We start from the raw sequence: 24,650 nt of genomic DNA, 5'->3' as shown, positions 1-24,650 counted from the left end.
CTGGGGGGCATACTGCCCCTTTTTTGAGTATTTTTGGCAAGATGAAACCTATGACTGGCTAAGCGATTTCAGGTCATAGAGCAGATCAAGCGCATCTTTTGGTGACAGCTCGTCCGGGTTAATCCGGGCGAGTTTTTCCATTGCGGGGTTGGGTTTTGGAGCAGGCGGGGCAGCGGAGCGCGCCGCGGAAAACAGCGGGAGGTCGTCAATCACGGCTTTCGGGTTTTTGCCGCCTTCGCCTTGTTCCAGTGCGGACAGCACTTCGCGGGCGCGGGTGATGACGCTGTCGGGCAGGCCGGCCAGTCGCGCAACCTGCACGCCATAGCTGCGATCGGCCGCGCCGCGTTTGACTTCGTGCAGGAAAATGACGTCGCCTTCCCATTCCTTGACCGTCACGGTGGCATTTTCAACGCCGGGCAACCTGCCGGCAAGGGCGGTCATTTCATGGTAATGCGTGGCAAACAGGGCGCGGGTGCGGTTCACGCTATGCAGATGTTCCAGCGTGGCCCAAGCGATGGACAGCCCGTCATAGGTGGCCGTGCCACGCCCGATTTCGTCAAGGATCACCAAGGCGCGGTCATTGGCCTGATTGAGGATGGCGGCGGTTTCGACCATTTCCACCATGAAGGTGGACCGTCCGCGCGCCAGATCGTCGCTGGCGCCGACGCGGCTGAACACCTGACTGACAAGGCCGATATGGGCGTTCGTGGCGGGCACCCAGGCGCCCATTTGCGCCAGAATGGCAATCAGCGCGTTCTGGCGCAGGAAGGTGGATTTCCCGGCCATGTTAGGGCCTGTCAGCAACCAGATGGCCGCGCCGTCAGCGGCGCTTAGGTCGCAGTCATTGGCGATGAAGCTGCCATTGCTGCGGGCAAGGGCCGTTTCAACCACGGGATGGCGCCCGCCCGTAATGGCAAAGCTGCGCGAGGTATCAAGCCGCGGGGCGCACCAGTTGCCCGCGCGTGCCAGATCGGCAAGCGCGGCTGCAAGGTCGATTTCGGCAAGTGCCTGGGCGGTTTGGGCCAGATGGGGGGCGCGTTCAAGGATGGCGTCGCGCAATTGTGCAAACAGGCGTTTTTCAATTTCCAGCGCCCGCGCGCCTGCATTCAGGATGCGGGTTTCCATTTCCGACAGGTCAACTGTGGTGAAGCGCACCTGGTTGGCGGTTGTCTGGCGGTGGATGTAGCGCGCAGATAGCGGGTCTGACAGCATGCGGTCCGCATGGGTGCTGGTCACTTCGATGAAATAGCCCAGCACGTTGTTATGCTTGATTTTCAGCGAGGGGATGCCCGTGTCCTGCGCGTAATCCGCCTGCATTTTTGCAATCACGCTGCGCCCTTCGTCGCGCAGGGTGCGCGCGTCGTCCAGGTCCGGGTCATGGCCTGGCGCGATGAAGCCGCCATCGCGGGCCAGAAGCGGCGGGTCGGCCACCAGCGCCGCATCCAGCAGGTTCAGAAGCGTTTCATGCCCGGTCAGGGCGTTCGCCGCGTTTTGCAACAGGTCGGGGGGGGTGTGCTGGTTGAAACGGGTGTGTATGTCGATGGCCTGTGTCAGCGCATTGCGGATGGCGCCAAGGTCGCGCGGTCCAGCGCGGTCCAGTGCAATCCGTGACAAGGCGCGGTCAAGGTCAGGCACTGCACCAAGGCAAGTGCGCAGGTCGTTGCGCAGGCGGTTTTGCCCGTGCAGAAAGGTGACAGCATCCTGTCGTGCCAGAATGACGTCCAGCCGTGCTGATGGTGATGACAGCCGCCGTTCCAGCAACCGCGCGCCTGCGGCGGTGGCCGTGCGGTCGATGACATGCAGCAATGCCCCATCGCGCCCACCTGTCAGGGATTGTGTGAGTTCCAGATTGCGGCGGGTGGCCGCGTCGATCTGCACCAACTCATCGGCGGAGTCGCGGATGGGGGGCTGCAACAGGGGCAGTTTTCCGCGCTGTGTCAGGTCCAGATAGTCCACCAGCGCACCAAGGGCCGCGCGTTCGGCCCGCCCGAACTGGCCAAACCCGTCAAGGGTTTGCACTTTGTAGAGGTCGCATAGACGCTTATCGGCAGACTGGCTGTCAAAGCTGGCGGGCGCAAGGGCTGTCAGGGCTGCGCCCATGTCTTCGGCAATCGGGCGCAAGGTTTCGGCCTGCGTGTCGCTGACAAGAATTTCACGCGGTGCAAGGCGTGCCAGTTCCGGGCCAAGGTGCAGGCGGGTGCAAGGCATGACGCGCACCTGCCCGGTGGAGATGTCGGCCCATGCCAGCGCGCCATCGTCGCGCAGTTCCGTGAAAGCGGCCAGGTAATTGTGGCGGCGTGCGTCAAGAAGCGATTCCTCGGTCAGGGTGCCGGGGGTGACAAGGCGCACGACATCGCGCTGCACCACGGATTTATAGCCGCGCTTTTTGGCCTGTTCGGGGGTTTCCATCTGTTCGGCGATGGCCACGCGAAACCCTTTGCGGATAAGGGTCAGCAAATACCCCTCGGCGGCGTGATGGGGCACACCGCACATGGCGATGTCTTCGCCCAGATGTTTGCCGCGTTTGGTCAGGGCAATGTCAAGGGCGGCTGCGGCGGCGATGGCGTCGTCAAAGAACAATTCGTAGAAATCGCCCATGCGGTAGAATAACAGCGCATCGGGATGCTGCTGCTTGACCTGAAGGTATTGGGCCATCATGGGGGTGACGGTGTCATTCACGGGGAAATGTTCCTTCTGGGGCCTGTTTGCGCGAAAGTAGCGAAAGGCGTGGATGGGGGAAAGGGGGCGCGCGCCCCCTCTTGCGCGCGGGCGCGCGCAATTCACCCCCTGCGGATATTTAACCCAGACTGAAACACCGGGGTGAGAGCGCTAACATCTGGATTCCGTTTATTTACCCCCGGCGTTCAACTGTTTATGACGGAGATAATCAGGAGGAGCCGCGCCCATGTCCCGCAAGTCGAAATTCACCGCAGAAGAGGCATTGGCGTATCATCACGCGCCGACGCCGGGAAAATACGAGATTACCGCCTCGAAGCCCATGGCCACACAGGCGGATTTGTCGCTGGCCTATAGCCCCGGGGTGGCTGTGCCGGTTCAGGCCATCGCGGATGACCCGCAGGCGGCGTATGATTACACCACCAAGGGCAATATGGTCGCTGTTGTGTCGAATGGGACAGCCATTCTGGGCATGGGGAACCTGGGCGCGCTGGCATCCAAGCCGGTGATGGAAGGCAAGGCTGTGTTGTTCAAGCGGTTTGCCGATGTGAATGCGATTGATATCTTGCTGGATACCGAAGACCCGGATGAGATTATCAATGCCGTCAAGTTGATGGGGCCGACCTTTGGCGGGGTTAATCTGGAAGATATCAAGGCGCCGGAATGCTTCATCATTGAAAGCCGGTTGAAGGAAATCATGGATATTCCGGTATTCCATGATGACCAGCATGGCACAGCGGTGATTTGTGCTGCCGGTTTGATCAATGCGCTGGAGTTGTCGGGCAAGCGGATTGAAGACTGCAAAATCGTGCTGAACGGGGCAGGCGCTGCGGGGATTGCCTGTCTGGAACTGATCAAGTCCATGGGGGCGCTGCAGGACAATTGCATCATGTGCGATACCAAGGGCGTGATCTGGCAGGGCCGGACCGAGGGGATGAACCAATGGAAGTCGGCCCATGCCGCGCGCACCGATGCGCGCACGCTGGAGGAGGCGATGGTGGGTGCAGATGTGTTTCTGGGCGTGTCGGCCAAGGGCGCTGTCACGCCTGAAATGGTGGCGGCCATGGCGGATAATCCGGTCATTTTTGCCATGGCCAACCCTGACCCTGAAATTACACCCGAAGAAGCCCATGCTGTGCGCGCTGATGCGATTGTTGCGACGGGCCGCAGTGATTACCCCAATCAGGTGAACAATGTTCTGGGATTTCCGTATCTGTTTCGGGGTGCGCTGGATATCAATGCGCGCGCCATCAATGATGAGATGAAGATTGCCTGCGCGCATGCGCTGGCGGAACTGGCCCGCGAGGATGTGCCCGATGAGGTGGCGATGGCTTACGGGCGCAAGCTGAGTTTCGGGCGCGATTACATTATTCCCACGCCGTTTGATCCGCGCCTGATTTACACCATCCCGCCTGCTGTGGCCAAGGCGGGGATGAAAACAGGTGTGGCACGTCGCCCGATTGTGGATATGGACGGCTATGTGCAATCGCTGAAGGCGCGGATGGACCCTACGGCAAGTGTGCTGCAATCCATTCATGCGCGGGCAAAACAGGCGCAATCGCGCATGATTTTTGCCGAAGGCGATGATGAGCGCGTGTTGCGGGCCGCAGTTGCCTATCAGCGTGGCGGCTATGGGCAGGCGTTGATTGTGGGGCGCGAGGATGACGTGAAGGCCAAGCTGGAGGCAGAGGGCCTGGGCGATGCGGTGCGCGAGCTGACAGTGGTGAATGCGGGCAATACGCGACATCTGGGTGTCTACAAGGAGTATCTGTATGAGCGCTTGCAACGGCAGGGCCATGACCTGAAAGATGTTCATCGGCTGGCGGCGCGTAACCGCCATGTGTTTGCGGCGCTGATGCTGGCCCATGGCCACGGCGATGCACTGGTAACCGGGGCCACGCGCAAATCGGCGCATGTGTTGGGCCTTATCAACCATGTGTTTGATGCGCGCGCCCAAGATGGAGCGGTTGGCGTGACGGCGCTGTTGCACAAGGGCCGGATTGTGCTGATTGCGGACACGCTGGTGCATGAATGGCCGTCAGAGGTTGATCTGGCCGATATTGCCACGCGCGCGGCATCAGTGGCGCGGCATCTGGGGCTGGAACCGCGCGTGGCTTTTGTCAGCTTCTCGACATTCGGGTATCCGGTGTCCGAACGCGCCGAGAAGATGCATCTTGCGCCGCGTATTCTGGACGCGCGCGGCGTGGATTTCGAGTATGAGGGCGAGATGACAGTGGATGTTGCGCTGAACCCGAAAGCTGCTGCGCATTACCCGTTTTCGCGCTTGACAGGGCCAGCGAATATTCTGGTGGTGCCTGCGCGGCATTCCGCGTCCATCAGTGTCAAGTTGATGCAGGAAATGGCAGGCGCGACAGTGATCGGGCCAATTCTGGCAGGGGCGCCCAAACCCATTCAGATATGTTCGACAGGGTCCACCGTCAGCGATATTCTGAATATGGCCGTAATGGCCAGTTGCGAGATTGTCTGACGCATGGAAGACAAATCGCGCATCTGGGGGTTTGGGTCAATCAACATTGACCATGTTCATACGCTTGACCACCTGCCCGCAGCGGGCGAAACGCTGGCAAGCCATGACTACCGTGTGCAATTGGGCGGCAAGGGCGCAAACCAGTCAGTGGCGGCAGCGCGTGCGGGGGCGCAAGTGTGCCATCTGGGCGCCGTTGGTGCGGACGGGTTGGCCATGCGTGATGTGATGGAAGCTTCCGGCGTGGATTGCGCTGGCGTGCAGGTGACGGATGCCGCGACAGGCCATGCCATCATAATGGTCGACCGCAGCGGCGAGAATGCCATTTTGCTGCATGGCGGGGCCAATCATGCGCTGGCGCTTGATCCTGTGCTGCAGGCGTTGGATGCTGCGCAAGCGGGCGACTACCTGCTGATGCAGAATGAAACCGCATGGCAGCCGGAAATTGCCGCAGCTGCGGCCGCGCGCGGCATGAAGGTTGTCTATTCGGCAGCCCCCTTTGCGCCGGATGCGGTGCAGGCAGTGTTGCCGTTCATAGCCATACTGATGATGAACGAGGTTGAAGCCCAGCAATTGCAGGACGCGCTGGGCGTGGCGATTGCGGATTTGCCTGTTCAAACAGTGGTGGTAACGCGAGGGGCGAAAGGGGCAAGTTGCCATGAAAAGGGCGCGCCGGAAATTTTTGTTCCCGCATTGCGCGTGCCTGTCGTGGACACCACCGGCGCAGGAGATTGCTTCGCAGGTGCCCTGATTGCCGCACTGGCCGAGGGGATGGAGGCAGCACCCGCAATGCAGTTTGCAACCAGCGCCGCGGCATTGCAGGTGTCCCGCGCGGGGGCGGCCAGTGCCATGCCCGCCCGCGCAGAAATTGACGCCTTAGCCCGTGAAGGCGGCTGAATTCCCCCAGACTTCGCGCACGCGCTGGTCGCGCCCGCAACCTTCGCGGTAAGCTTTATATGCGTCGCGCCGTTCGATCCAGCCAAAGCGCGTCAATGTGCGTTCGGCAGAATTGGCGTAATTCTGATGAAAGTCGTCAGCTTCATAAAATGTGGCCGCTTCGCGCACGGGGGTGACAATGCTTTGGCCCAGTTCGGCCTCTGCCTCGGCTATGGCGACCTGCGCCTGTTCGGTTTGTGCGGGGGTGGCGAAAATGGCCGTGGTGTAATGCGCACCACGGTCACAGAATTGCCCGCCAGCGTCCAGCGGATCGATCGACCGCAGGAACATATGCAGTATCTGGTCATAGCTCACGCGCGCAGGGTCAAAGCTGATGATGGCCGCTTCTATATGGTCAGTGCGCCCGCGCGCCACATCTTCATAGATGGGATCAGGTGTTGTGCCCCCGGTGAATCCCACACGCACATCCACCACCCCATCAACGCGCCTGAAATCTGATTCCACGCACCAGAAACACCCTCCTGCGACAATGGCGGTCTGGATTTGTTGCGCGGTGGCGGGCAGGGCTGGCGCAAAGAGTGCGATCAACCAGAATGCAAAAGCGTATCGCTTCATGTGCAGAATCCTTTGGGTTTATTTCGGGATGATACGTCACAACGGCTGAATTTGGTCAGTTTTTGTTATCACAAGGGGGTGAAAACCGCACAATACCTGCGTGAAATTGCCGAGTTTCCGCGCCCATCGCCCGATCCTATACTTATCTGGAACTGAAAGGACAGGATATGCCCAGCCAAACCACCCCCCGCGCCGGCCCCATGATTGGCCATGTTCATTTGAAAGTGGCCGATCTGGACCGCGCCGTTGCTTTCTACAGCTTGCTTGGGTTCGGGGTGACACAGCGATACGGCACGCAGGCGGTTTTTATGGGTGCGGACGGATATCATCATCATATCGGGTTGAATACATGGCACAGCGCAGGCGCGCGCCCGGCCCCTGCCGGACATACGGGATTGTATCATCTGGCGGTGCTGTATCCTGACAGGGTGGCCATGGCGCAGGTGTTGCACAAGCTGCTTCAGGCGGGTGTGCAACTGGATGGCGCCGCCGATCATGGTGTTTCAGAAGCGCTGTATTTCAACGACCCCGACGGAAACGGCGTTGAAATATATGTCGACCGACCCCGCAAGGACTGGCCCCGCGATGGCGCAGGCCAGTTGAACATGGGCAATTCCCGGCTGGACGTAGCCGCATTACTGGCGTTGGCTGACCCGAAGTGACCCCGCTCAGATCGGCACGCCCCGCATCAGGCGCGGCAGATCACCCGTAAGCCCTGCGGCTTCGCGGATGAACCGGCGGCGCAGCCCCGGCAGCGACTGAACAACCCCCATGCCGAGGCCCCGCACCCCGCGCATCAATGCGGAATCGTTGGAAAACAGGCGGTTCACGCCGTCAGTGCCCACGGCCATCATCATGGTGTCAAACCGTCGCCATTGCTGGTAGCGTTCCAGAACAAGGGGGCTGGAAATATCCTCGCCCCTGCGGGCCGCCAGAATCACCACCTCCGCCAGGGCGGCCACATCGCGCAGCCCGAAATTGAACCCCTGACCCGCAATCGGGTGCATGCCATGGGCAGCATCACCCACCAGCGCCAGACGCGGCGCAATGAAGCTGTTGGCAATCGTCAGGCGCAAAGGATAGGCAAATCGCTTGCCCGCCAGCGCAATATCCCCAAGAAAATCGCCAAAACGCGGGCGCAGCGCGGCCAGATACTCGGCATCCGTCATGGCATGAATCATGGCGGCAGTGTCTGTGCGTTCGCTCCACACAATCGATGACCGGTTGCCCGGCAGCGGCAGTATGGCCAGCGGTCCGGCAGGCATGAAGAACTGATGCGCGCAGCCCTGATGCGGGCGATCATGCGCAATGGCACATACCAGCGCGGTCTGGCCATAATCCCAGCCAGTGCGCTTGATACCTGCACGCTGCGCCACGGCGCTGTCGCGCCCGTCACAGCCTACCAGAACACGCGCGCGCAGGGTCTGCCCGTCATCTGTGGTGACGCTCACGCCATCGGCACCCACCTCCTGCGCGATAACGCGGTGCCCTTCCATCTGGGTAATGTTGGGGGTGCTGTCCATCGCGTCCAGAAGCGCGCGGCGCAAATAGCGGTCTTCCAGCATGTGGCCCATGGGGCCTTCTTCAATCTCGGCATGGTCGAAATGCAGGAAAAACGGCGCTGCCCCTTCGCCTGCGCGCCCGTCACTGGCCTTGATCTGCAAGATGGGCTGCGCATGCGCGGCCACAGCATCCCAAATCCCGATCCCGTCGAGCACACGGGCGGATGCCAGCGCCAGCGCATAGGCCCGCCCGTCAAATTCCGCCCCTTCGCGCGTATCGCGGGGCAGGGCATCAATTATGATGACCCTCAAGCCGCCCTGTGCCAGCGCCAGTGCCAATGACGGGCCATTCAACCCGCCGCCCACAATCAGGATATCTGCATCATATGTCATCTTGCAATTATGGCACGGTGCACAGACTTGTCCATGCGGCAAAGCGGACAAATTTGCAGTTCCCATTTCATCTTGCACAAAATACTCTCTGGGGGTCCGGGGGCAGACAGCCCCCGGCTGGCCCCAGAAAACAGGGAAACCGCATCATGAGTGAAGCTTGGCTGACCAGACCCGCCGCAGAACAGGGCCGCGCCATTGCTGCAGGCAATCTGTGCCCGCTTGCGCTAAGCGAAGCGTATCTGGCGGCCATTGCGGCACATCCTTCAGGGGCGCGCATTTATGCGCGCCTGACCGAAAGCCGCGCATTGGATGAAGCGATTGCCGCGCGCGACCGGGCGCGCGCCGGGTTGCGCCGCCATGTGCTGGACGGCGTGCCCCTGTCATGGAAAGACTTGTTCGACACGGCGGGTGTCGCCACGGAAAGCGGGTCAGCGGTGCTCAAGGGCCGTGTGCCCGACCATGACGCGGCGCTGTTGCAGATCATGACGCGCGCGGGGACAATCTGTCTGGGCAAGACACATCAGACCGAATTTGCCTATTCCGGTCTGGGGCTAAATCCGGTGACTGCCACGCCGCCATGTGTCAACGACCCTGACGCCGTGCCCGGTGGCAGTTCGTCCGGGGCGGCGGCCTCGGTGGCGTTCGGGCTGGCAGCTGTGGCGATGGGGTCGGACACGGGCGGGTCTGTGCGTATTCCAGCGGCATGGAATGATCTGGTCGGATTGAAAACCACGCACGGGCGGCTGACCCTGCAAGGTGTGGTGCCGCTTGCGCCGAAGTTCGACTCCGCCGGCCCGCTGGCACGCAGTGTCGAGGATTGCGCGCTGATGCTGTCCGCGCTGGAAAACCGCCCCGCGCCGGATTTGCGCGGTGCCAGCTTGTCGGGGCGGCGGTTTCTGGTTCTGGACGGCGCCCCGTTTGACGGCATCCGCGACACGCCTGCACAAGCGTTCGATGGCGCGGTCGATAAGCTGGCAAGGGCCGGTGCGAAGATTTCGCGCAAATCATTGTCCTGCGTCAGCGAGGCGCTGGCGTTGGCAGCCATTATCTATACACCGGAATGCTACAGCACTTGGCGAGAGCAGATTGAAGCGGCGCCCGAAATCATGTTCCCGCCAGTGCTGGAACGCTTCCGGTCGGGCCGGGACCATTTGGCCACTGACTATATTGCAGCATGGGATGCGCTGATGCGCCACCGTGCCAGCTATCTTGCGGAAACTGCCGGATATGATGCAGTGCTGCTGCCAACAGCGCCCAACATGCCGCCCAATGCACGGCGCCTGCTGGAGGATCATGCCTATTTCACCGCTGAAAACCTGCTGACGCTGCGCAATACGCGTATTGGCAATATGTTGGGTCTGTGTGCGTTGACACTGCCCACGGCTGTGCCGTCAGCGGGCCTAAGCCTGATGTGTCCGCCCATGGCCGAAGATCGGCTGTTGCGCCTTGGGACCGCGGCGGAAGCGGCGCTGTCCCTGCGATAGGGGGTATCCAGCGTGTTGGACCCAACCAATAGCGGCTAACTTGCCGGGTTACCGCCATATATGGTAGCGCCCTGTAGGGACCTGCGAAAATGCCACAATATCGCGGGGTTATTGGCAAAACTTCAGTCGTTTTTCTGGACGGGGCGGCCCCTGCGCGTTATCCTGCACCCCATAATGGGGCAAAAGACCCCGAGCAGTCGAGGCATTCCATGGCATACCCAGAGCGGTTTTCGAACCTGCCTGAATACGCATTCCCGCGCCTGCGCGCGCTTCTGGATCATCACCAACCCGGTGGTGACCCTGTCGCCATGACCATTGGCGAACCGCGCCACGACATGCCGCCCTTTCTGGCGGATGTGTTGAATGCGAATATCGGCAGTTTTGCAAAATACCCCGCGAATGAGGGCATACCCCCCTTGTTGCAGTCGATTCAAGACTGGATTTCAAGACGTTACGGTGTTTTCTTGACACCACAGAACCTGATGGTTCTGAACGGCACACGCGAAGGGTTGTTCAACGCGGCGCTTGCGCTATGCCCTGAACGCAAGAACGGGCAGACCCCTGTTATCCTGACGCCGAACCCGTTTTATCAGGTCTATGCCGTGGCGGCGCTTGCTGTGGGGGCGGAACCGCGTTTTGTCGCGGCAACCGAAGCCACTGGCCATTTGCCCGATTATGCCAGCCTGCCCGCTGATGTGCTGGACCGCGTGGCGATTGCCTATGTCTGTTCACCCGCCAACCCGCAAGGGTCGGTTGCTGATGCCGCGTATTGGCGCAGCCTGATCGCGCTGGCCGAAAAGTATGATTTCCGTATTTTCGCAGATGAATGCTATTCTGAAATTTACCGCGACACGCCGCCGCCCGGTGCGCTGGAAATTGCGGCCGAAATGGGTGCCGACCTTGAACGCGTCTTGTCGTTTCATTCGCTGTCCAAGCGGTCAAACCTGCCGGGGCTGCGGTCGGGTTTTGTGGCGGGCGGTGTGGAATGTATCCGCCGGATCCGGCAGTTGCGCGCCTATAGCGGGGCGCCGCTGCCCGAACCGTTGCAACATGTCGCTGCCGCCGTTTGGGCGGATGAGGCGCATGTGAACCGCTCTCGTGCGTTGTATCAGCAGAAATATGCGCTTGCAGATCGTATTTTCGGCAATGTGCCCGGTTACGCGGGGCCAGCGGGCGGGTTTTTCCTGTGGCTGCCCGTGGCGGACGGCGAAACGGCCGCCCTGAAGCTGTGGACGGAAACAGGCATTCGCGTGTTGCCGGGGGCGTATTTGTCGCGCGACGTGGACGGGTTTAACCCCGGTCAGGGATTTATTCGTGTGGCGATGGTGAATTTGATTGATGAAATGCAGGACGCGCTGATCCGGTTGCGCACCTGCCTGTATAGTTAAACCCAAAGGGCGCGTCAGATGGCATCTTACAATATGGACAAGCGCGATCCGCTTCTGGACAGCAAATTGCAGGCCGTGTTGCAAAAACGCGGGCGCGAATTGGCGGGCCTTGGGTTGGTGGCGCTGGCGTTTGCCATTGCGCTGATGCTGGGATCTTATTCGCCGGCAGATCCTGGCTGGATGGCTGCCAGTGATGCGCCGGTCCAGAATTCCTTGGGGCGCGTGGGCGCGTCAATTGCGCAACCGCTGATGGTGATTGCGGGAATGGCGTCTTGGGGGGTTGTGTTGTTTCTGGCGGGCTGGGGCCTGCGGCTGGTGTCGGGGCGCGGACATGATGCGGTTATGGCGCGCGGCGTATTCTTGCCATTGGCTGTTGCGGTCACGTCGATCTGGTGCGCCAGCTTTGTGCCCGCTGAAAGCTGGGACAGGCTGTATGGCATGGGCGGCGTGTTTGGCGACACGGTGCTGGGTGCTGTGGTCAACGCATTGCCCATGTCGCCCGCTGCGGGTGTCGGGTTCATGTCGCTGTTTATGTTGTTCGCCTGTCTTGCGGTTTGGGGGTTCGTGATGGGTGTCAGCCAGCGCGAAGCGCTGAGCTTCGCGCGGTTCCTGCTTACGGGTGTCATCCTGACCTATGCCGGGGCCATGGCCGTGTTGCGCGGCGGCGTGTCCGGCGGGCTGCGCGGGGCCAGGGTTGCGGGCGGTGCTGTGGCGCGCAGGGCGCAAGACTATCAGCAGGCCCGCGCTGCGCAAGGCGCTGTGCGCGCGCAGCATGCGCCAGATGCCTATCACCACGACCGCGCCCCCGTGCTTTCGCGCGCGCACCCGACAGCCCCCGAGCCGGTTTTGACACGCCGCAATGCGCCCGTGATCCGGCCTGCAGGGTATGCGCCCGATGACTGGCACGGGGACGGGGATGAACATGTGCTGATCGACCCGTTGGTTGCAGATATGCCGCCCCCTCCTGCGCGGGCGCGACCCCCCCAGCGCACCGGCATGCAGCAGCCTGCGCCCCTGCCCTATGACGACGCACCAGAAGCCGAGGCGCGCGCAGGCGGTTTGTTGTCCAAGTTGAAATCCCTAAGCATGCGCGGCGCTGAACCGGCCCCCATGCCGGAACCCGAACTGGTGGAACCGCAATTGCGCAACGCCGCCATGGCCGCAACTGCCCCCGCGCCAGACCAGATCAGCAACCGAATTGCAGATGCGGTGCGCCATCGCAGGCATGCAAAACCTGTGCAGGTGTTTAACCCGAACCTGCGCCCCGCCCCTGCCGCGACAGGACCGCGCGCAGTGCAGGAACCACCCTTGCAGGCGCCCGCGTCGCGCCTTGATGACCACCTGCAGCCGCAGCAACCGCTTGCAAGCGCCACCTTTACCACCCAGATGGACGCGCCAGTGATGGGTAATATTCATATGCCCGACTGGATGCTTGCGGCACAGCCTGCCGCGCCCGTTGCCCGCGTTCAAACCCCTGTGGCCCCCGTTGATTGGACACCCCCCGCCCAGTCCGCGCCACAGCCACATGACCCTGCAATGGCCGTGCGCCCCGGTCAGGTATTGCAACGCCGCGTTGTGGCCGCCCAGCCTGTGAAACCCCAAACCTCGCGTCAGGCCCGCGCCGAGGCAGAACCAACATTCCCCTTCGACCATGGCGCAGTGGAAAGTTATGAACTGCCGCCCCTGTCATTGCTGGAAAGCCCCGCCAATGTTCAGCGCTATTCCCTGAGCGATGAGGCGTTGGAAGAAAACGCGCGGATGCTGGAATCGGTGCTGGATGATTACGGCGTGCGCGGTGAAATTGTCAGCGTTCGCCCCGGCCCGGTTGTCACCCAATATGAACTGGAACCCGCACCGGGCCTTAAGGCCAGCCGCGTCATTGGTCTGGCCGATGACATAGCGCGGTCCATGTCGGCGCTGTCGGCGCGGGTGTCGACGGTTCCGGGGCGGTCCATCATCGGGATTGAATTGCCCAATGCCCACCGCGAAAAGGTGGTTTTGCGCGAAATTCTGTCGGCGCGCGATTTTGGCGATACGCAAATGCGCCTGCCGCTGGCGCTGGGCAAGGCAATAGACGGCGAACCCGTTGTCGCCAACCTGGCCAAGATGCCGCATTTGCTGATTGCGGGGACCACAGGTTCGGGCAAATCAGTGGCCATCAACACCATGATCCTGTCGCTGCTGTATCGTCTGACGCCGGATGAATGCCGCATGATCATGATTGACCCCAAAATGCTGGAACTGTCCGTCTATGATGGCATTCCGCACCTGTTGTCGCCGGTTGTGACGGACCCCAAGAAAGCGGTTGTCGCGCTGAAATGGGTCGTGGGGGAGATGGAAGAGCGCTATCGCAAGATGTCCAAGATGGGTGTGCGCAATATCGAAGGGTTCAACGGCCGCGTGCGCGAAGCGCTGGCACGAGGCGAGATGTTCAAGCGCACCATCCAGACGGGTTTTGACGATGAAACCGGCGATCCGGTGTTCGAGTCCGAGGAATTCGCGCCCGAATTGCTGCCCTATATCGTTGTCATTGTGGATGAGATGGCCGACCTGATGATGGTTGCAGGCAAGGAGATTGAAGCCTGCATCCAGCGCCTTGCGCAGATGGCGCGTGCATCGGGTATTCACCTGATCATGGCCACGCAGCGCCCCTCGGTTGATGTGATCACCGGCACCATCAAGGCAAACTTCCCCACACGGATTTCGTTTCAGGTGACCAGCAAGATCGACTCGCGCACCATTCTGGGCGAACAGGGGGCGGAACAGCTGCTGGGCATGGGGGACATGCTGTATATGGCGGGGGGGTCGCGCATTACCCGTGTGCATGGTCCCTTCGTCAGCGACGAGGAGGTGGAGGAGATCGTCAACCACCTGAAATCCTTTGGTCCCCCGGATTATAAATCAGGCGTGGTCGATGGGCCCGAATCCGACAAGGAAGCCGATATTGATGCGGTTCTTGGCCTTGGCGGCAATACCACCGGCGAAGATGCGCTGTATGATCAGGCGGTGCAGGTGGTCATTCAGGACCGCAAATGTTCCACCAGCTACATTCAGCGCAAACTGGGCATCGGTTATAACAAGGCCGCGCGTCTGGTTGAACAGATGGAAGATGAAGGGCTTGTCACGCCTGCAAACCATGTCGGAAAACGCGAAATCCTGATTCCCGAACAGGGGTAACATGTCTTGATAGGCAACTCTCTGCCTTGTCAGGGCGCGTGAACAGATCGTGGCTTTGCCCTTGTCGTATCGTGCATTATTTAGGGTGTCATGAGTATCACACGCCGTTCCCTTCTTCTGTCCCTGCCAGCGCTTGCGCTGGTCCGGCCAGCCATGGCCCAGGCTATTCCGCTTGCGGAAATCTCGGGCTATTTCAACAGCTTCACCACTGCAGAAGGGGAGTTTACGCAGATAAACCCTGACGGGTCGCTGGTGACAGGGCGGTTATATATCCGCCGTCCGGGGCGCATGCGGTTTGAATATGACCCGCCCGAAAACGCGTTGGTCATGGCGGGCGGCAGTCAGCTGTCGGTGTTTGACGGGCGGTCCAATCAGGGGCCAAACCAATACCCGTTGCGCCAGACGCCGCTGAACATCATTCTGGAACGGAATGTGGATTTCCAGCGCGCGCGCATGGTTGTGGGCCACACGGTCGACGGTGATGTGACAACCGTAGTCGCCCAGGACCCCGACAACCCGCAATACGGGTCCATCCGCCTGAATTTTTCCGCCAACCCCACGGAATTGCGCCAATGGGTCATCCGCGACGACACCGGCGCGGAAACCACCGTTATTCTGGGCAATATGCGCTTTGGCGGGCAGTTGTCAGCGCGGTTGTTCGATGTGGTGGCAGAAACCGAACAACGGCGGCGGTGAGTTAGGAATCGCTAAATCAAAATCTCACGTTCGGAGGACTCAAGCTGGATATCTTTCCAGCTACCATAGGAAATGTTCTTCCCATCTACCAGCCAATCGGTTCGCCCGTTGCGGCTGGTTCCAAATAGGAACACTGCCGCAGCACTTGGGCTATTGAATGCAATATCTTCTAATACCTTAAAGTGCTCGTTATCAATTCTGGACAAGCGCCCGCTTTCAAGCGCTTGATCCCGAAATGTTTTTATTCGTTCATGAAACGATGGAGCTTCATTTAGGTGCCCAATCGAATTTGCAAGCACCACAAACTCCCCGTCAATTTCAGTGGCTTTCGCTGAAATGCCCTTGCCTGCATTTTTAACACAAAAGAAGATCTGGGTATCATCGTCACGTTGTTCACGAACTTTCAATTTTGGCCTACGCAAAAAATCCACTCCAACCACAGGAAGTAAAAGCTGGAGTTCATCTAAGAAGCTCTCCATATCGGATATGTCTGCTTCCGGAAGCCTTTCAAACGTAGGTTCAGTGCGATTCATCAGGCTGCATTTTTTAGCGTCGAGTAGAAACCTGATTAAACGCCCTTCCAGATACTTCACATGGGCCTTTGTAAGGTTTAGGTCTTTGCTCGTTATCGCAACGAAGCGATCCCAGAAGTCTTTGGAGTCGTCTCTGGCATGCGACCGTAGGCGCGAGGCGATCTCGTCGCCTTCGCCGACATAGACAGACGGTAAATCGCCCCCGAATGCATCACTGTAAAGGATATAGACGCCGGTTTTCTTGAGTTCATCCCGCTTTAGTGCGATTTCAAGTCTAGTTCGTGGGGCTGCCAACATGTGGCCAGTCCAGTTTACTATTTCAGCAGTTAGTATTCCTGTTGCGGAACCCTCAGCTAGGAAGAGTCTTACTGAACGGCCACGTTGCTCACTCATAATCCTCTCACCTCGTAAACTTCTTATACTTCACCCGCTTCGGCTCCAGCGCATCAGGCCCCAACCGACGTTTTTTATCTTCTTCATAGGCCGCGAAATTGCCCTCGAACCATTCGACATGCGCCTCGCCTTCAAACGCCAGGATATGCGTGCACAGCCGGTCAAGGAAGAAGCGGTCGTGGGAGATGACCACGGCGCAGCCTGCGAAATCTTCCAGCGCGGCTTCCAGTGCTTGCAGGGTTTCCACGTCCAGATCGTTGGTCGGTTCGTCCAGCAACAGCACATTGCCGCCCGCGCGCAGCAATTTGGCCATATGCACGCGGTTGCGTTCACCCCCTGACAGAAGGCCCACTTTCTTTTGCTGGTCACCCCCCTTGAAGTTGAAGGCACCGACATAGGCGCGGGAATTCACCTCGGCATCGCCCAGCTGGATGATGTCCAGCCCGTCGCTGATTTCTTCCCACACGGTTTTCTTCGGGTCCAGCGCGTCGCGCGACTGGTCGACATAGGACAGTTGCACGGTGTCACCGAATTCAATACTGCCCGCGTCGGGCTGTTCCTGTCCGGTCAGCATGCGAAACAGCGTGGATTTGCCCGCGCCGTTGGGACCGATCACACCGACAATGCCACCCGGTGGCAGCGCGAAGGACAGGTCTTCGATCAGCAGCCGGTCGCCATAGCCTTTTTGCAGGTTCTGGATATCGATGACCTTGCCGCCAAGGCGGGGACCATTGGGAATGATGATCTGCGCGCGGCCAATCTTTTCGCGCTCGGACTGGCCTGCCTTTTCTTCATAGGCGGCAATTCGCGCCTTGGATTTGGTCTGCCGCGCCTTCGCGCCTGCCCTGATCCATTCCAACTCGCGTTCCAGCGATTTCTGGCGCGACTTGTCTTCGCGCGCTTCTTGCGCCAGGCGTTTTGCCTTTTGTTCCAGCCATGCGGAATAATTCCCTTCATAGGGGATGCCGCGCCCACGATCGAGTTCCAGAATCCAGCTGGTGATGTCATCCAGAAAGTAGCGGTCATGGGTGACAATCAGGATGGTGCCCTTGTATTCGATCAGGTGTTTTTGCAGCCATGCAATGGTTTCGGCGTCAAGGTGGTTGGTCGGTTCGTCCAGAAGCAGCATGTCGGGCGCTTCCAGCAACAGCTTGCACAGCGCCACGCGGCGTTTTTCGCCACCTGACAGGGTGTCGACATTGGCAGTGTCGGGCGGGCAGCGCAGCGCTTCCATGGCGACATCGATCTGGCTGTCCAGGTCCCACAGGTTTTCTGCGTCGATCTGGTCCTGAAGGGCGGCCATTTCATCGGCGGTCTCATCCGAATAGTTCATGGCCAGTTCGTTATAGCGGTCCAGTTTTGCCTGTTTTTCCGCGACACCCAGCATGACATTGCCGCGCACGTCCAGATTGGGGTCAAGGTCAGGTTCCTGCGGCAGGTAGCCCACTTTGGCCCCTTTGGCGGCCCATGCCTCGCCGGTGAAATCCTTGTCGGTGCCCGCCATGATGCGCAGAAGCGTGGATTTCCCCGCGCCATTCACGCCCACAACCCCGATTTTCACCCCCGGCAGGAAGGACAGGCGGATATTTTCAAAGCATTTCTTGCCGCCGGGATAGGTTTTGGACACACCATCCATGTGGTAAACATATTGATAGGACGCCATGTGCTTTCCTTCGTGTGAAATGGGGGTTTTGCCTTCCCTAGCGTATGGATGGACCATGCTGCAAGCGGGACAAGGCGAATATGGAAAAACCCCCGCGCGGTGCGCAGGGGCAAATCTTGTGGGCAGGTCGTGCCTTAGTTGGCGACGGGCGCTTCGCCCTGCTGGGCGCGCAATGCGGCTTGACGCTGGATTTCCTGTTTATACAGCGCCAGAAAATCAACTGTGTCCAGATTCAGCGGCGGGAAGCCGCCATCGCGTGTGACATCGGAAATGATGCGGCGCGCGAAGGGGAAAATCATGCGCGGGCATTCGATCAGCAAGAACGGGTGCAGCTGCTCAGCGGGCACATTCTCAATCAGGAAAACGCCGACATAGTCCAGCTCCACGATGAACAGCGCCTGGCCGTCTTCTTTGTTCTTGGATGTGATTTTGAACTTGGTGGCGACTTCATACTGGTTTTCAACGTCGCGCTTGTTGGCATCAAGGCTGACCTGAACCTGTATGTCAGGCTGAACATTGCTGCCCTGCAGCTTTTTTTGCGCAGCGACATTTTCAAATGAAAGGTCGCGGACAAATTGCGCCAGAACGCGCATGTTGACTTTTGGTGCTTCGGCGGGTTGTGCGCCGTTGGTTTCTTCTGCCATGTTTCCCAGGCTCCTGTTGTGGGTCAGTTATTCTTGCGCGCGCTTGTAGCAGGGGGGGGCGGGTGGCTCAATCCCGCTTTTCCTGTCGGGGTAGGGGGGTGGTGTCATCTGCCATGTCAGGTTGGCGGACATACTCTCCATCAATAATGTCGTCACGCGGCCGCGCCGTGCGCACATGCAGGACAAGACGCGCCAGAAGCACATTGCGCACCGGCGGCAGCAACAGCAAAAGCCCCATCGCGTCAGTAAAGAAACCGGGAAGCACCAGCAGCAAGGCGCCAATCATGCGCAGCGCCGAATGTGCCATGGGACTGGCCGGGCTGGAATCCTGCGCAAGTGCTGCCCGCACGCCTTCGGCATTTCTGTAGGGTTCCAGCCGCATCAGCAAAATACCGACAGCCCCGCTGGCAAAAACCCAAGCCAAGGTCCCAATCACGCCAATTTCGCTGCCAAATTGAACGAACAGGGCAATTTCAATGACCGGAACGGCCAGAATGGCTATCAGAATCCACATCTTTCGGCCTTTCGTCTGAAATGATGTTACTGCGGAAGGTAGACTTGCCCGCCATCGCGCCTTACATAAGCATTTGAACCGCCATACCAACCCCTGGCCGAGGTAACAATGGAACCCGCCGTGATCCAGCTTCTTATTCTTGCAGGCATTGCTGTCTTTCTTATTTTGCGCCTGCGCGCTGTTCTTGGAACGCGCGACGGGTTCGAGTCAAAACCTGTGCAACGCGGCGACGGGGCGTCTGAACCGCTGTCAAAACCCCGATTCGAGGTGATTGACGGTGGCCCTGACACCGACATCACCGACCATGTGCCCGAAGGGTCCGACATGGCCAAGGCCCTTGCACGGATGAAAGCGGTTGATCCCGATTTCAGTGTCGGGGATTTCCTGCAAGGCGCGCGCGGCGCTTATGAAATGATCCTGATGGCGTTTGAATCGTCGGACATGGACTCAATCCTGCCGTTCCTGTCGCGCGATGTGTTCAACAGTTTTGACGAAGTTGTGCAATTGCGTGAACAGCAGGGCGTGCGCGTGGATGCGTCCTTTGTGGGGTTGCGGGAACTGGATCTTGTGGGCGCCAGTTTTGATGAAAACACCCGCGAAGGCGAAATTACGATCAAGTTCCTTGGTGAACTGACATCTGTGGTGCGCAAGCTTCACAGTGGCGAGATTGTTGAAGGGGACCCGAACGAGATCAAGCGTCAGCGCGATGTCTGGACCTTTGCGCGCGATATGACGTCAGACAGCCCGAACTGGAAACTTGTCGCCACTGGCGAGTGACAACTCGGAGGCAGGGGGATGACCCGCAAATCCCGCAGGTTGCATCCCGAAGACCTGGAATTATGGGGCCGCGTCGCACAAAGCGCGCGGCCTTTGAAATCGGACTTGATGAATGCGTTTGATGCGCCCGAAAAGGTGGAACAGGCGTTTGCGCCCGCACCCGGCAAAGCGCAGCCAAAGGTTACACGACATGGCAGCACGGTTATGCGGCCAACCCCCCAGCCCCGCCCTGTGACGCATGATCTTGTGCGCCCGTTGTCCGATGCGCTGGCGGGTGCCCCTGTCAGCATGGACAAGCGGAAGTTCCAGCGCATGACACGCGGCAAGCTGCAGCCTGATGCGCGTATTGACCTGCATGGCATGACGCTGGCCCAGGCACATGCGACGTTGAACGGGTTTATTCTGCGCGCGCAGGCGCAAGGCTTGCGATTGGTGCTGGTCATCACCGGCAAGGGAAAATCTGTCGAGGATGACGGCCCCATCCCGCGCAGGCGCGGGGCATTGAAACATGACGTGCCGCAATGGCTGCGCATGGCGCCACTGGCAGGTGCAGTGCTGGAATTGCGCGAAGCGCATTTGCGCCACGGGGGCAGCGGCGCGTATTATGTATATTTGCGCAAGGCGCGGCCGTGATGTCGGATTTGAGTATTTTTTGCAAGATGAAGGGGCAGGGCGGCCCCTTGGCAACTGGCCGGATTTGCGGCAAAGGGGCATGTCCGAGCAAGGGGCCAGACAGATGACATTCCGTTTTGACATATCCGCCCGTGACGGGCGCGCGCGCAGCGGCACAATTCACACGCCACGCGGCGAGATTCGTACACCTGCGTTCATGCCGGTGGGCACGGCGGCGACGGTCAAGGCGATGATGCCCGAGTCGGTGCGCGAAACGGGTGCGGATATTTTGCTTGGCAATACCTATCATCTGATGTTGCGCCCCACCGCCGAACGCATTGCAGCCCTTGGCGGGTTGCACAGCTTCATGAACTGGGACCGGCCCATTTTGACGGATTCGGGCGGATTTCAGGTCATGTCGCTGGCCAGCCTGCGCAAGCTGACGGAAGAAGGCGTGCGTTTTGCCAGCCATATTGACGGATCGCGTCATATGCTTAGCCCTGAACGCTCGATGGAAATCCAGCGTTTGCTGGGGTCCGATATTGTCATGTCCTTCGATGAATGCACGCCCTTTCCCGCAGATGAGAAAGTGGCGCGCGCGTCCATGGAACTGTCCATGCGCTGGGCGGCGCGGTCGCGGGCCGCGTTTGGGGACCGGCCCGGTCATGCGCTGTTTGGTATACAGCAGGGGTCCATCTACCGTGACCAGCGCGCCGAAAGCGCCGAGAAACTGCGCGAGATCGGATTTGACGGTTATGCCATTGGCGGGCTGGCCGTGGGCGAGGGGCAGGAGGTTATGTTCGATGTGCTGGATTATGCCCCCGCGCAACTGCCTGACGACAAGCCGCGCTACCTGATGGGGGTGGGCAAGCCGGATGATATTGTGGGCGCGGTCCAGCGCGGGGTGGACATGTTTGACTGCGTGCTGCCGTCGCGGTCGGGGCGCACCGGGCAGGGATGGACTGCGCGCGGGCCGGTCAATCTGCGCAATGCGCGCCACCGTGATGACCCGCGCCCGCTGGAAGATGGCTGCACCTGCCCAGCCTGCCGCAACTACAGCCGCGCGTATCTGCACCATGTCATCAAGGCGGATGAAATCATCGGCTCCATGCTGCTGACATGGCATAATCTGACCTATTACCAGCGGTTGATGCAGGGGTTGCGGAGCGCTATCGTGGCGAGTGACCTTGACGGGTTTGCCGCGTCGTTTCATGCAAGGCGCGCCGAGGGTGACATAGACCCCATCTGACATAACAGGAGGGCCGAATGGCCGCTGACATGCTTTCGACCGTGGTAAAGCCGATCCACAAGGAGGGATACAAGTTCATCCCCATTTTTGCGGTGGTCACGCTGGTTTTGTTCCTGATCTGGCAGCCGCTGGGCTGGGTGGGCGTTGGCCTGACAGTGTGGTGTTACTATTTCTTTCGGGACCCTGACCGCCAGACCCCTGTGCGCGAGGGGTTGTTCGTCAGCCCCGCCGATGGCGTGATTTCGTTGATTGAACCCGCTGTGCCGCCCACTGAACTGGAGATGGGCGACCAGCCCCTGACACGCGTTTCAGTGTTCATGAATGTGTTTAACTGCCATGTGAACCGCGCACCCATTGCCGGGCGGGTGGCCAAGATTGCCTATCGGCCCGGCAAGTTCCTGAATGCATCACTGGACAAGGCGTCGGTTGACAATGAGCGAAATTCCATGGCGCTGGAAATGGCAGACGGGCGCAAGATTGCTGTTGTCCAGATTGCCGGACTGGTGGCGCGGCGTATCCTGTGCGAGGTTGAAGAAGGGCAGATGCTGGATACCGGCGCGCGTTTCGGGATGATTCGGTTTGGGTCGCGCGTGGATGTGTATTTGCCCGACGGGGTGGAGCCATTGGTGGCGCTTGGCCAGACGATGATTTCTGCAGAAACCGTAATTGCCGACCTGACAAGCACGGAGTCGCGCCGTATGGCCGCGATTCGCTGACATGCCATACCGCCGCGATACCCTGTCATTCGTGCAGTTGGTGCCCAATCTTGTAACGATTATGGGCATGTGTGCAGGGCTTAGTGCGATTCGGTATACATTTGATGGTCGGTTTGAACTGGCCGCCGCCCTTATTATTCTTGCGGCTATTCTGGATGGCATGGACGGGTTGCTTGCCCGCAAGCTGAACGCCGCAAGTTCCTTTGGCGCGGAACTGGACAGTTTTTCGGATTTTGTCAGTTTCGGGGTTGCCCCCGGAATTTTGGTTTTTGGCTATGCGCTGACTGGGCCAATGGCCGGTTTCGGCTGGGTGTTTGTGCTGGTTTTTGCTGTTTGCGCCTGTCTGCGGCTGGCGCGGTTCAACATAAGCCGGGCAGTGCCTGACGGGGCGGCGACACGCCATTTTGTGGGCGTTCCGGCGCCTGCCGGTGCAATGCTGGGTTTGCTTCCGGTCTATGCGGGTCTTGCCGGTCTGGCGGACCCGTCACGTTTTCCGGTTCTGACTGCGTTTTACTTGTCGGTGGTGGGGTTGCTGATGGTATCGCGCTTGCCAACCCCTTCCTTGAAGGGGATCAGGATCAAGCGTGAATATGCAATATGGGTGCTGGTCGGGATGAGCGTTTTTGTGGGTTTCCTGTTCTTGCGGACATGGATTACGCTGGTTGTTGCGGATTTGGTGTATCTAAGTGTTTTGGGCACATTGGCCTTGCGGCATTTGCGTAAAGAAAAAGGCGCGGATTAGCGGGTCTTTTTTGCCGATACCTGCTTGACGCGGGCAGGCGCTTGGCATAATTGGACGCCATAGCGCGGTTGTAGCTCAGTTGGTTAGAGTACCGGCCTGTCACGCCGGGGGTCGCGGGTTCGAGCCCCGTCAACCGCGCCATAAAAAAACTCCTGCCCCTCGGGCAGGAGTTTTTTGTTTAAGGGCTGGCGGTTTCACCGCGTGGTGACAGCTGCAACAGCCTGCGGGACCAGTGCACCACGATGGCCGATAACTTCGCGGCTAAGGGCATGACCAGCCCGAATAGCGGTCGCGCAATCGGCGCCTGTTAACCATGCAGCCAGATAGCCCGCATTGAAACTGTCGCCGGCCGATGTGGTGTCAACGGGCGTTTCAGGGGTCAGGTCGGTGATGTCCCCGTGCCCTTCTGCACCCCCAAAGCACATTGGCCCGCCCCCGTTCTTGACGACGACATGCCCTGCCCCGAGTGACAGGTAGCGCGCGATGGTGGCCTGCATGGTGGCATCACCGAAATGGGTGGCTTCGTCATCGAAACTGGGCAGGACCAGATGGGCAAGCGCGGCTGTTGCTTCTATACCCGCGCGCATGGTGGTTGCATTGTCCCATAGGCGGGGGCGCAAATTGGGGTCGAATATAATGTGCGTTCCTGCTTTGCACGCGTCTTGCAGGGCGGTCCATAAGGCGTCACGCGCTGCAGGTGCCAAAATCGCAATTGTGATGCCGGACAGATAGGCGATTTTACAGCCCGCAAGCGCGTCCTGCAGGCGTGCGGGATCATCTGCCAGTGCCCTGGCTGCAGATGTGTCGCGCCAATAGCTGAAACTGCGCTCGCCATTTTTCAGGCTGATGGCATACAGGCCGATTTCGCGCACAGGGTCGCGGCTGACATGGGTGGTGTCAATACCTTCGGTGGTCAGGAAATCCAGCATACGTTGGGAAAAATCCCCTTGGCCCACACGCGACATATACCCCACGCGCCAGTCATTCCCCAGAAGGCGGCGCAGATACCATGCTGTGTTCAACGTGTCGCCCGCAATGCCAAGCCGCCATTGGTCGGGCTGGGGGGATTGCGACAGTTCCACCATTGCTTCGCCGATGGACAGAATAAGGGGTTTTGTCATGTGTCATGTCCCATCTTGAGGTATTTCGTGGTGTCCCGCAGGGGGTGCTGAAACTGGAATATTAGCCGACCACCTATGTCAAGGGTGACGGCGCGAATGTCAATCTTGCCGGCGCAATATGCAAATGCATCGTCATGCGATATGGCGGCGTCTTGTCAGAACATAGCGCAAGCGTTGGTTGAGATGGGCCTGAAGCCGCCCTTCGCCCTTGGAGTAAGCCCGCGCACTCGGCGGGCCGGGGTCTGCCGATCCGACGGTATAGGAATGCACTTTATCCACGCGGTATATTCCTGACTTCAAAGGCTTGAGGTAGCCTTGGGTCATCGGCAGGCCGCGGGACGGGCCGCCGATGGCGCGGCGGCCTGCGGCCTTT

General features: G+C 59.7%; 21 protein-coding genes and 1 tRNA gene. 13 read left to right on the top strand and 9 right to left on the bottom strand.

Annotated features, from left to right (window positions below):
• Nucleotides 1-48: 48 nt before the first annotated feature.
• Nucleotides 49-2,658, bottom strand: coding sequence for a DNA mismatch repair protein MutS (gene mutS / locus ACTZWY_RS15200; RefSeq protein WP_444791556.1), 2,610 nt, complete (start codon nt 2,656-2,658; stop codon nt 49-51).
• A gap of 247 nt (nt 2,659-2,905) precedes the next feature.
• Between mutS and ACTZWY_RS15195 the strand changes: the two genes are divergently transcribed.
• Nucleotides 2,906-5,164, top strand: a complete 2,259-nt coding sequence (locus ACTZWY_RS15195) for an NADP-dependent malic enzyme (protein ID WP_444791552.1) — start codon at nt 2,906-2,908, stop codon at nt 5,162-5,164.
• Nucleotides 5,165-5,167: 3 nt separating this feature from the next.
• Nucleotides 5,168-6,058 carry a ribokinase gene (locus ACTZWY_RS15190; protein WP_444791551.1) on the top strand — a complete coding sequence of 297 codons (891 nt, stop codon included), beginning with the start codon at nt 5,168-5,170 and terminating at the stop codon, nt 6,056-6,058.
• Here ACTZWY_RS15190 and msrA read toward each other — a convergent pair.
• Nucleotides 6,038-6,673, bottom strand: a complete 636-nt coding sequence (gene msrA / locus ACTZWY_RS15185; protein ID WP_444791550.1) for a peptide-methionine (S)-S-oxide reductase MsrA — start codon at nt 6,671-6,673, stop codon at nt 6,038-6,040. The two genes, ACTZWY_RS15190 and msrA, sit on opposite strands and share 21 nt — an antisense overlap.
• A 167-nt stretch (nt 6,674-6,840) precedes the next feature.
• Here msrA and ACTZWY_RS15180 point away from each other — a divergent pair, with 167 nt between their 5' ends.
• A complete protein-coding gene (locus ACTZWY_RS15180; RefSeq protein ID WP_444791549.1) occupies nt 6,841-7,335 on the top strand; it encodes a VOC family protein in 495 nt (164 codons plus the stop codon).
• 6 nt (nt 7,336-7,341) lie between these two features.
• Here the strand turns inward: ACTZWY_RS15180 and ACTZWY_RS15175 are convergent, their stop codons facing one another.
• A complete protein-coding gene (locus ACTZWY_RS15175) occupies nt 7,342-8,568 on the bottom strand; it encodes an FAD-dependent monooxygenase (protein ID WP_444791548.1) in 1,227 nt (408 codons plus the stop codon).
• Between the two features lie 146 nt (nt 8,569-8,714).
• On the opposite strand from ACTZWY_RS15175, the gene ACTZWY_RS15170 reads away from it, so the two are divergent.
• The 4 genes from ACTZWY_RS15170 to ACTZWY_RS15155 all read left to right on the top strand — a co-directional run bounded on the left by ACTZWY_RS15170 (nt 8,715) and on the right by ACTZWY_RS15155 (nt 15,313).
• Nucleotides 8,715-10,052 (top strand): amidase, encoded by a 1,338-nt coding sequence (locus ACTZWY_RS15170; protein WP_444791547.1) that lies wholly within the window; start codon nt 8,715-8,717, stop codon nt 10,050-10,052.
• A 209-nt stretch (nt 10,053-10,261) separates the two neighbouring features.
• Entirely contained in the window at nt 10,262-11,440 is a 1,179-nt protein-coding gene (locus ACTZWY_RS15165; RefSeq protein ID WP_444791555.1) for an aminotransferase class I/II-fold pyridoxal phosphate-dependent enzyme, read from the top strand.
• Nucleotides 11,441-11,458: 18 nt separating this feature from the next.
• On the top strand, nt 11,459-14,617 hold the full coding sequence (locus tag ACTZWY_RS15160; RefSeq protein WP_444791546.1) for a DNA translocase FtsK 4TM domain-containing protein: 3,159 nt from the start codon (nt 11,459-11,461) through the stop codon (nt 14,615-14,617).
• 90 nt (nt 14,618-14,707) lie between these two features.
• Nucleotides 14,708-15,313 (top strand): LolA family protein, encoded by a 606-nt coding sequence (locus ACTZWY_RS15155; protein WP_444791545.1) that lies wholly within the window; start codon nt 14,708-14,710, stop codon nt 15,311-15,313.
• Between the two features lie 11 nt (nt 15,314-15,324).
• Here the strand turns inward: ACTZWY_RS15155 and ACTZWY_RS15150 are convergent, their stop codons facing one another.
• The 4 genes from ACTZWY_RS15150 to ACTZWY_RS15135 form a co-directional block, all read right to left on the bottom strand.
• Nucleotides 15,325-16,239 (bottom strand): GIY-YIG nuclease family protein, encoded by a 915-nt coding sequence (locus ACTZWY_RS15150; protein ID WP_444791544.1) that lies wholly within the window; start codon nt 16,237-16,239, stop codon nt 15,325-15,327.
• A 7-nt stretch (nt 16,240-16,246) separates the two neighbouring features.
• Nucleotides 16,247-17,902 carry an energy-dependent translational throttle protein EttA gene (gene ettA, locus ACTZWY_RS15145; RefSeq protein WP_444791543.1) on the bottom strand — a complete coding sequence of 552 codons (1,656 nt, stop codon included), beginning with the start codon at nt 17,900-17,902 and terminating at the stop codon, nt 16,247-16,249.
• A 134-nt stretch (nt 17,903-18,036) separates the two neighbouring features.
• Nucleotides 18,037-18,546 carry a protein-export chaperone SecB gene (secB, locus tag ACTZWY_RS15140; RefSeq protein ID WP_444791542.1) on the bottom strand — a complete coding sequence of 170 codons (510 nt, stop codon included), beginning with the start codon at nt 18,544-18,546 and terminating at the stop codon, nt 18,037-18,039.
• 67 nt (nt 18,547-18,613) lie between these two features.
• Nucleotides 18,614-19,060 (bottom strand): FxsA family protein, encoded by a 447-nt coding sequence (locus ACTZWY_RS15135; RefSeq protein ID WP_444791541.1) that lies wholly within the window; start codon nt 19,058-19,060, stop codon nt 18,614-18,616.
• Between the two features lie 108 nt (nt 19,061-19,168).
• Between ACTZWY_RS15135 and ACTZWY_RS15130 the strand changes: the two genes are divergently transcribed.
• The 6 genes from ACTZWY_RS15130 to ACTZWY_RS15105 all read left to right on the top strand — a co-directional run bounded on the left by ACTZWY_RS15130 (nt 19,169) and on the right by ACTZWY_RS15105 (nt 23,297).
• Nucleotides 19,169-19,837, top strand: a complete 669-nt coding sequence (locus tag ACTZWY_RS15130; protein WP_444791540.1) for a Tim44/TimA family putative adaptor protein — start codon at nt 19,169-19,171, stop codon at nt 19,835-19,837.
• A gap of 18 nt (nt 19,838-19,855) precedes the next feature.
• Complete coding sequence (locus ACTZWY_RS15125) at nt 19,856-20,470, top strand: Smr/MutS family protein (protein ID WP_444791539.1); 615 nt, start codon at nt 19,856-19,858, stop codon at nt 20,468-20,470.
• A gap of 103 nt (nt 20,471-20,573) precedes the next feature.
• Complete coding sequence (gene tgt / locus ACTZWY_RS15120) at nt 20,574-21,698, top strand: tRNA guanosine(34) transglycosylase Tgt (protein ID WP_444791538.1); 1,125 nt, start codon at nt 20,574-20,576, stop codon at nt 21,696-21,698.
• A gap of 17 nt (nt 21,699-21,715) precedes the next feature.
• Nucleotides 21,716-22,414, top strand: a complete 699-nt coding sequence (locus tag ACTZWY_RS15115; protein WP_444791537.1) for a phosphatidylserine decarboxylase — start codon at nt 21,716-21,718, stop codon at nt 22,412-22,414.
• 1 nt (nt 22,415) lies between these two features.
• A complete protein-coding gene (gene pssA / locus ACTZWY_RS15110; protein ID WP_444791536.1) occupies nt 22,416-23,156 on the top strand; it encodes a CDP-diacylglycerol--serine O-phosphatidyltransferase in 741 nt (246 codons plus the stop codon).
• Nucleotides 23,157-23,220: 64 nt separating this feature from the next.
• Nucleotides 23,221-23,297, top strand: a tRNA-Asp gene (locus ACTZWY_RS15105).
• Between the two features lie 53 nt (nt 23,298-23,350).
• Here ACTZWY_RS15105 and ACTZWY_RS15100 read toward each other — a convergent pair.
• Nucleotides 23,351-24,277: a sugar kinase gene (locus ACTZWY_RS15100; RefSeq protein ID WP_444791535.1), complete on the bottom strand. Its 927-nt coding sequence runs from the start codon at nt 24,275-24,277 to the stop codon at nt 23,351-23,353.
• Between the two features lie 132 nt (nt 24,278-24,409).
• Nucleotides 24,410-24,556 (bottom strand): hypothetical protein, encoded by a 147-nt coding sequence (locus ACTZWY_RS15095; RefSeq protein WP_444791534.1) that lies wholly within the window; start codon nt 24,554-24,556, stop codon nt 24,410-24,412.
• Between the last annotated feature and the right edge of the window lie 94 nt (nt 24,557-24,650).

The sequence above is a fragment of the Roseinatronobacter sp. NSM genome (assembly GCF_052379845.1).
GTDB lineage: Bacteria > Pseudomonadota > Alphaproteobacteria > Rhodobacterales > Rhodobacteraceae > Roseinatronobacter.
The sequence above is the reverse complement of the archived record's forward strand: the minus strand, read 5'-3'. Positions and strand labels throughout refer to the sequence as shown.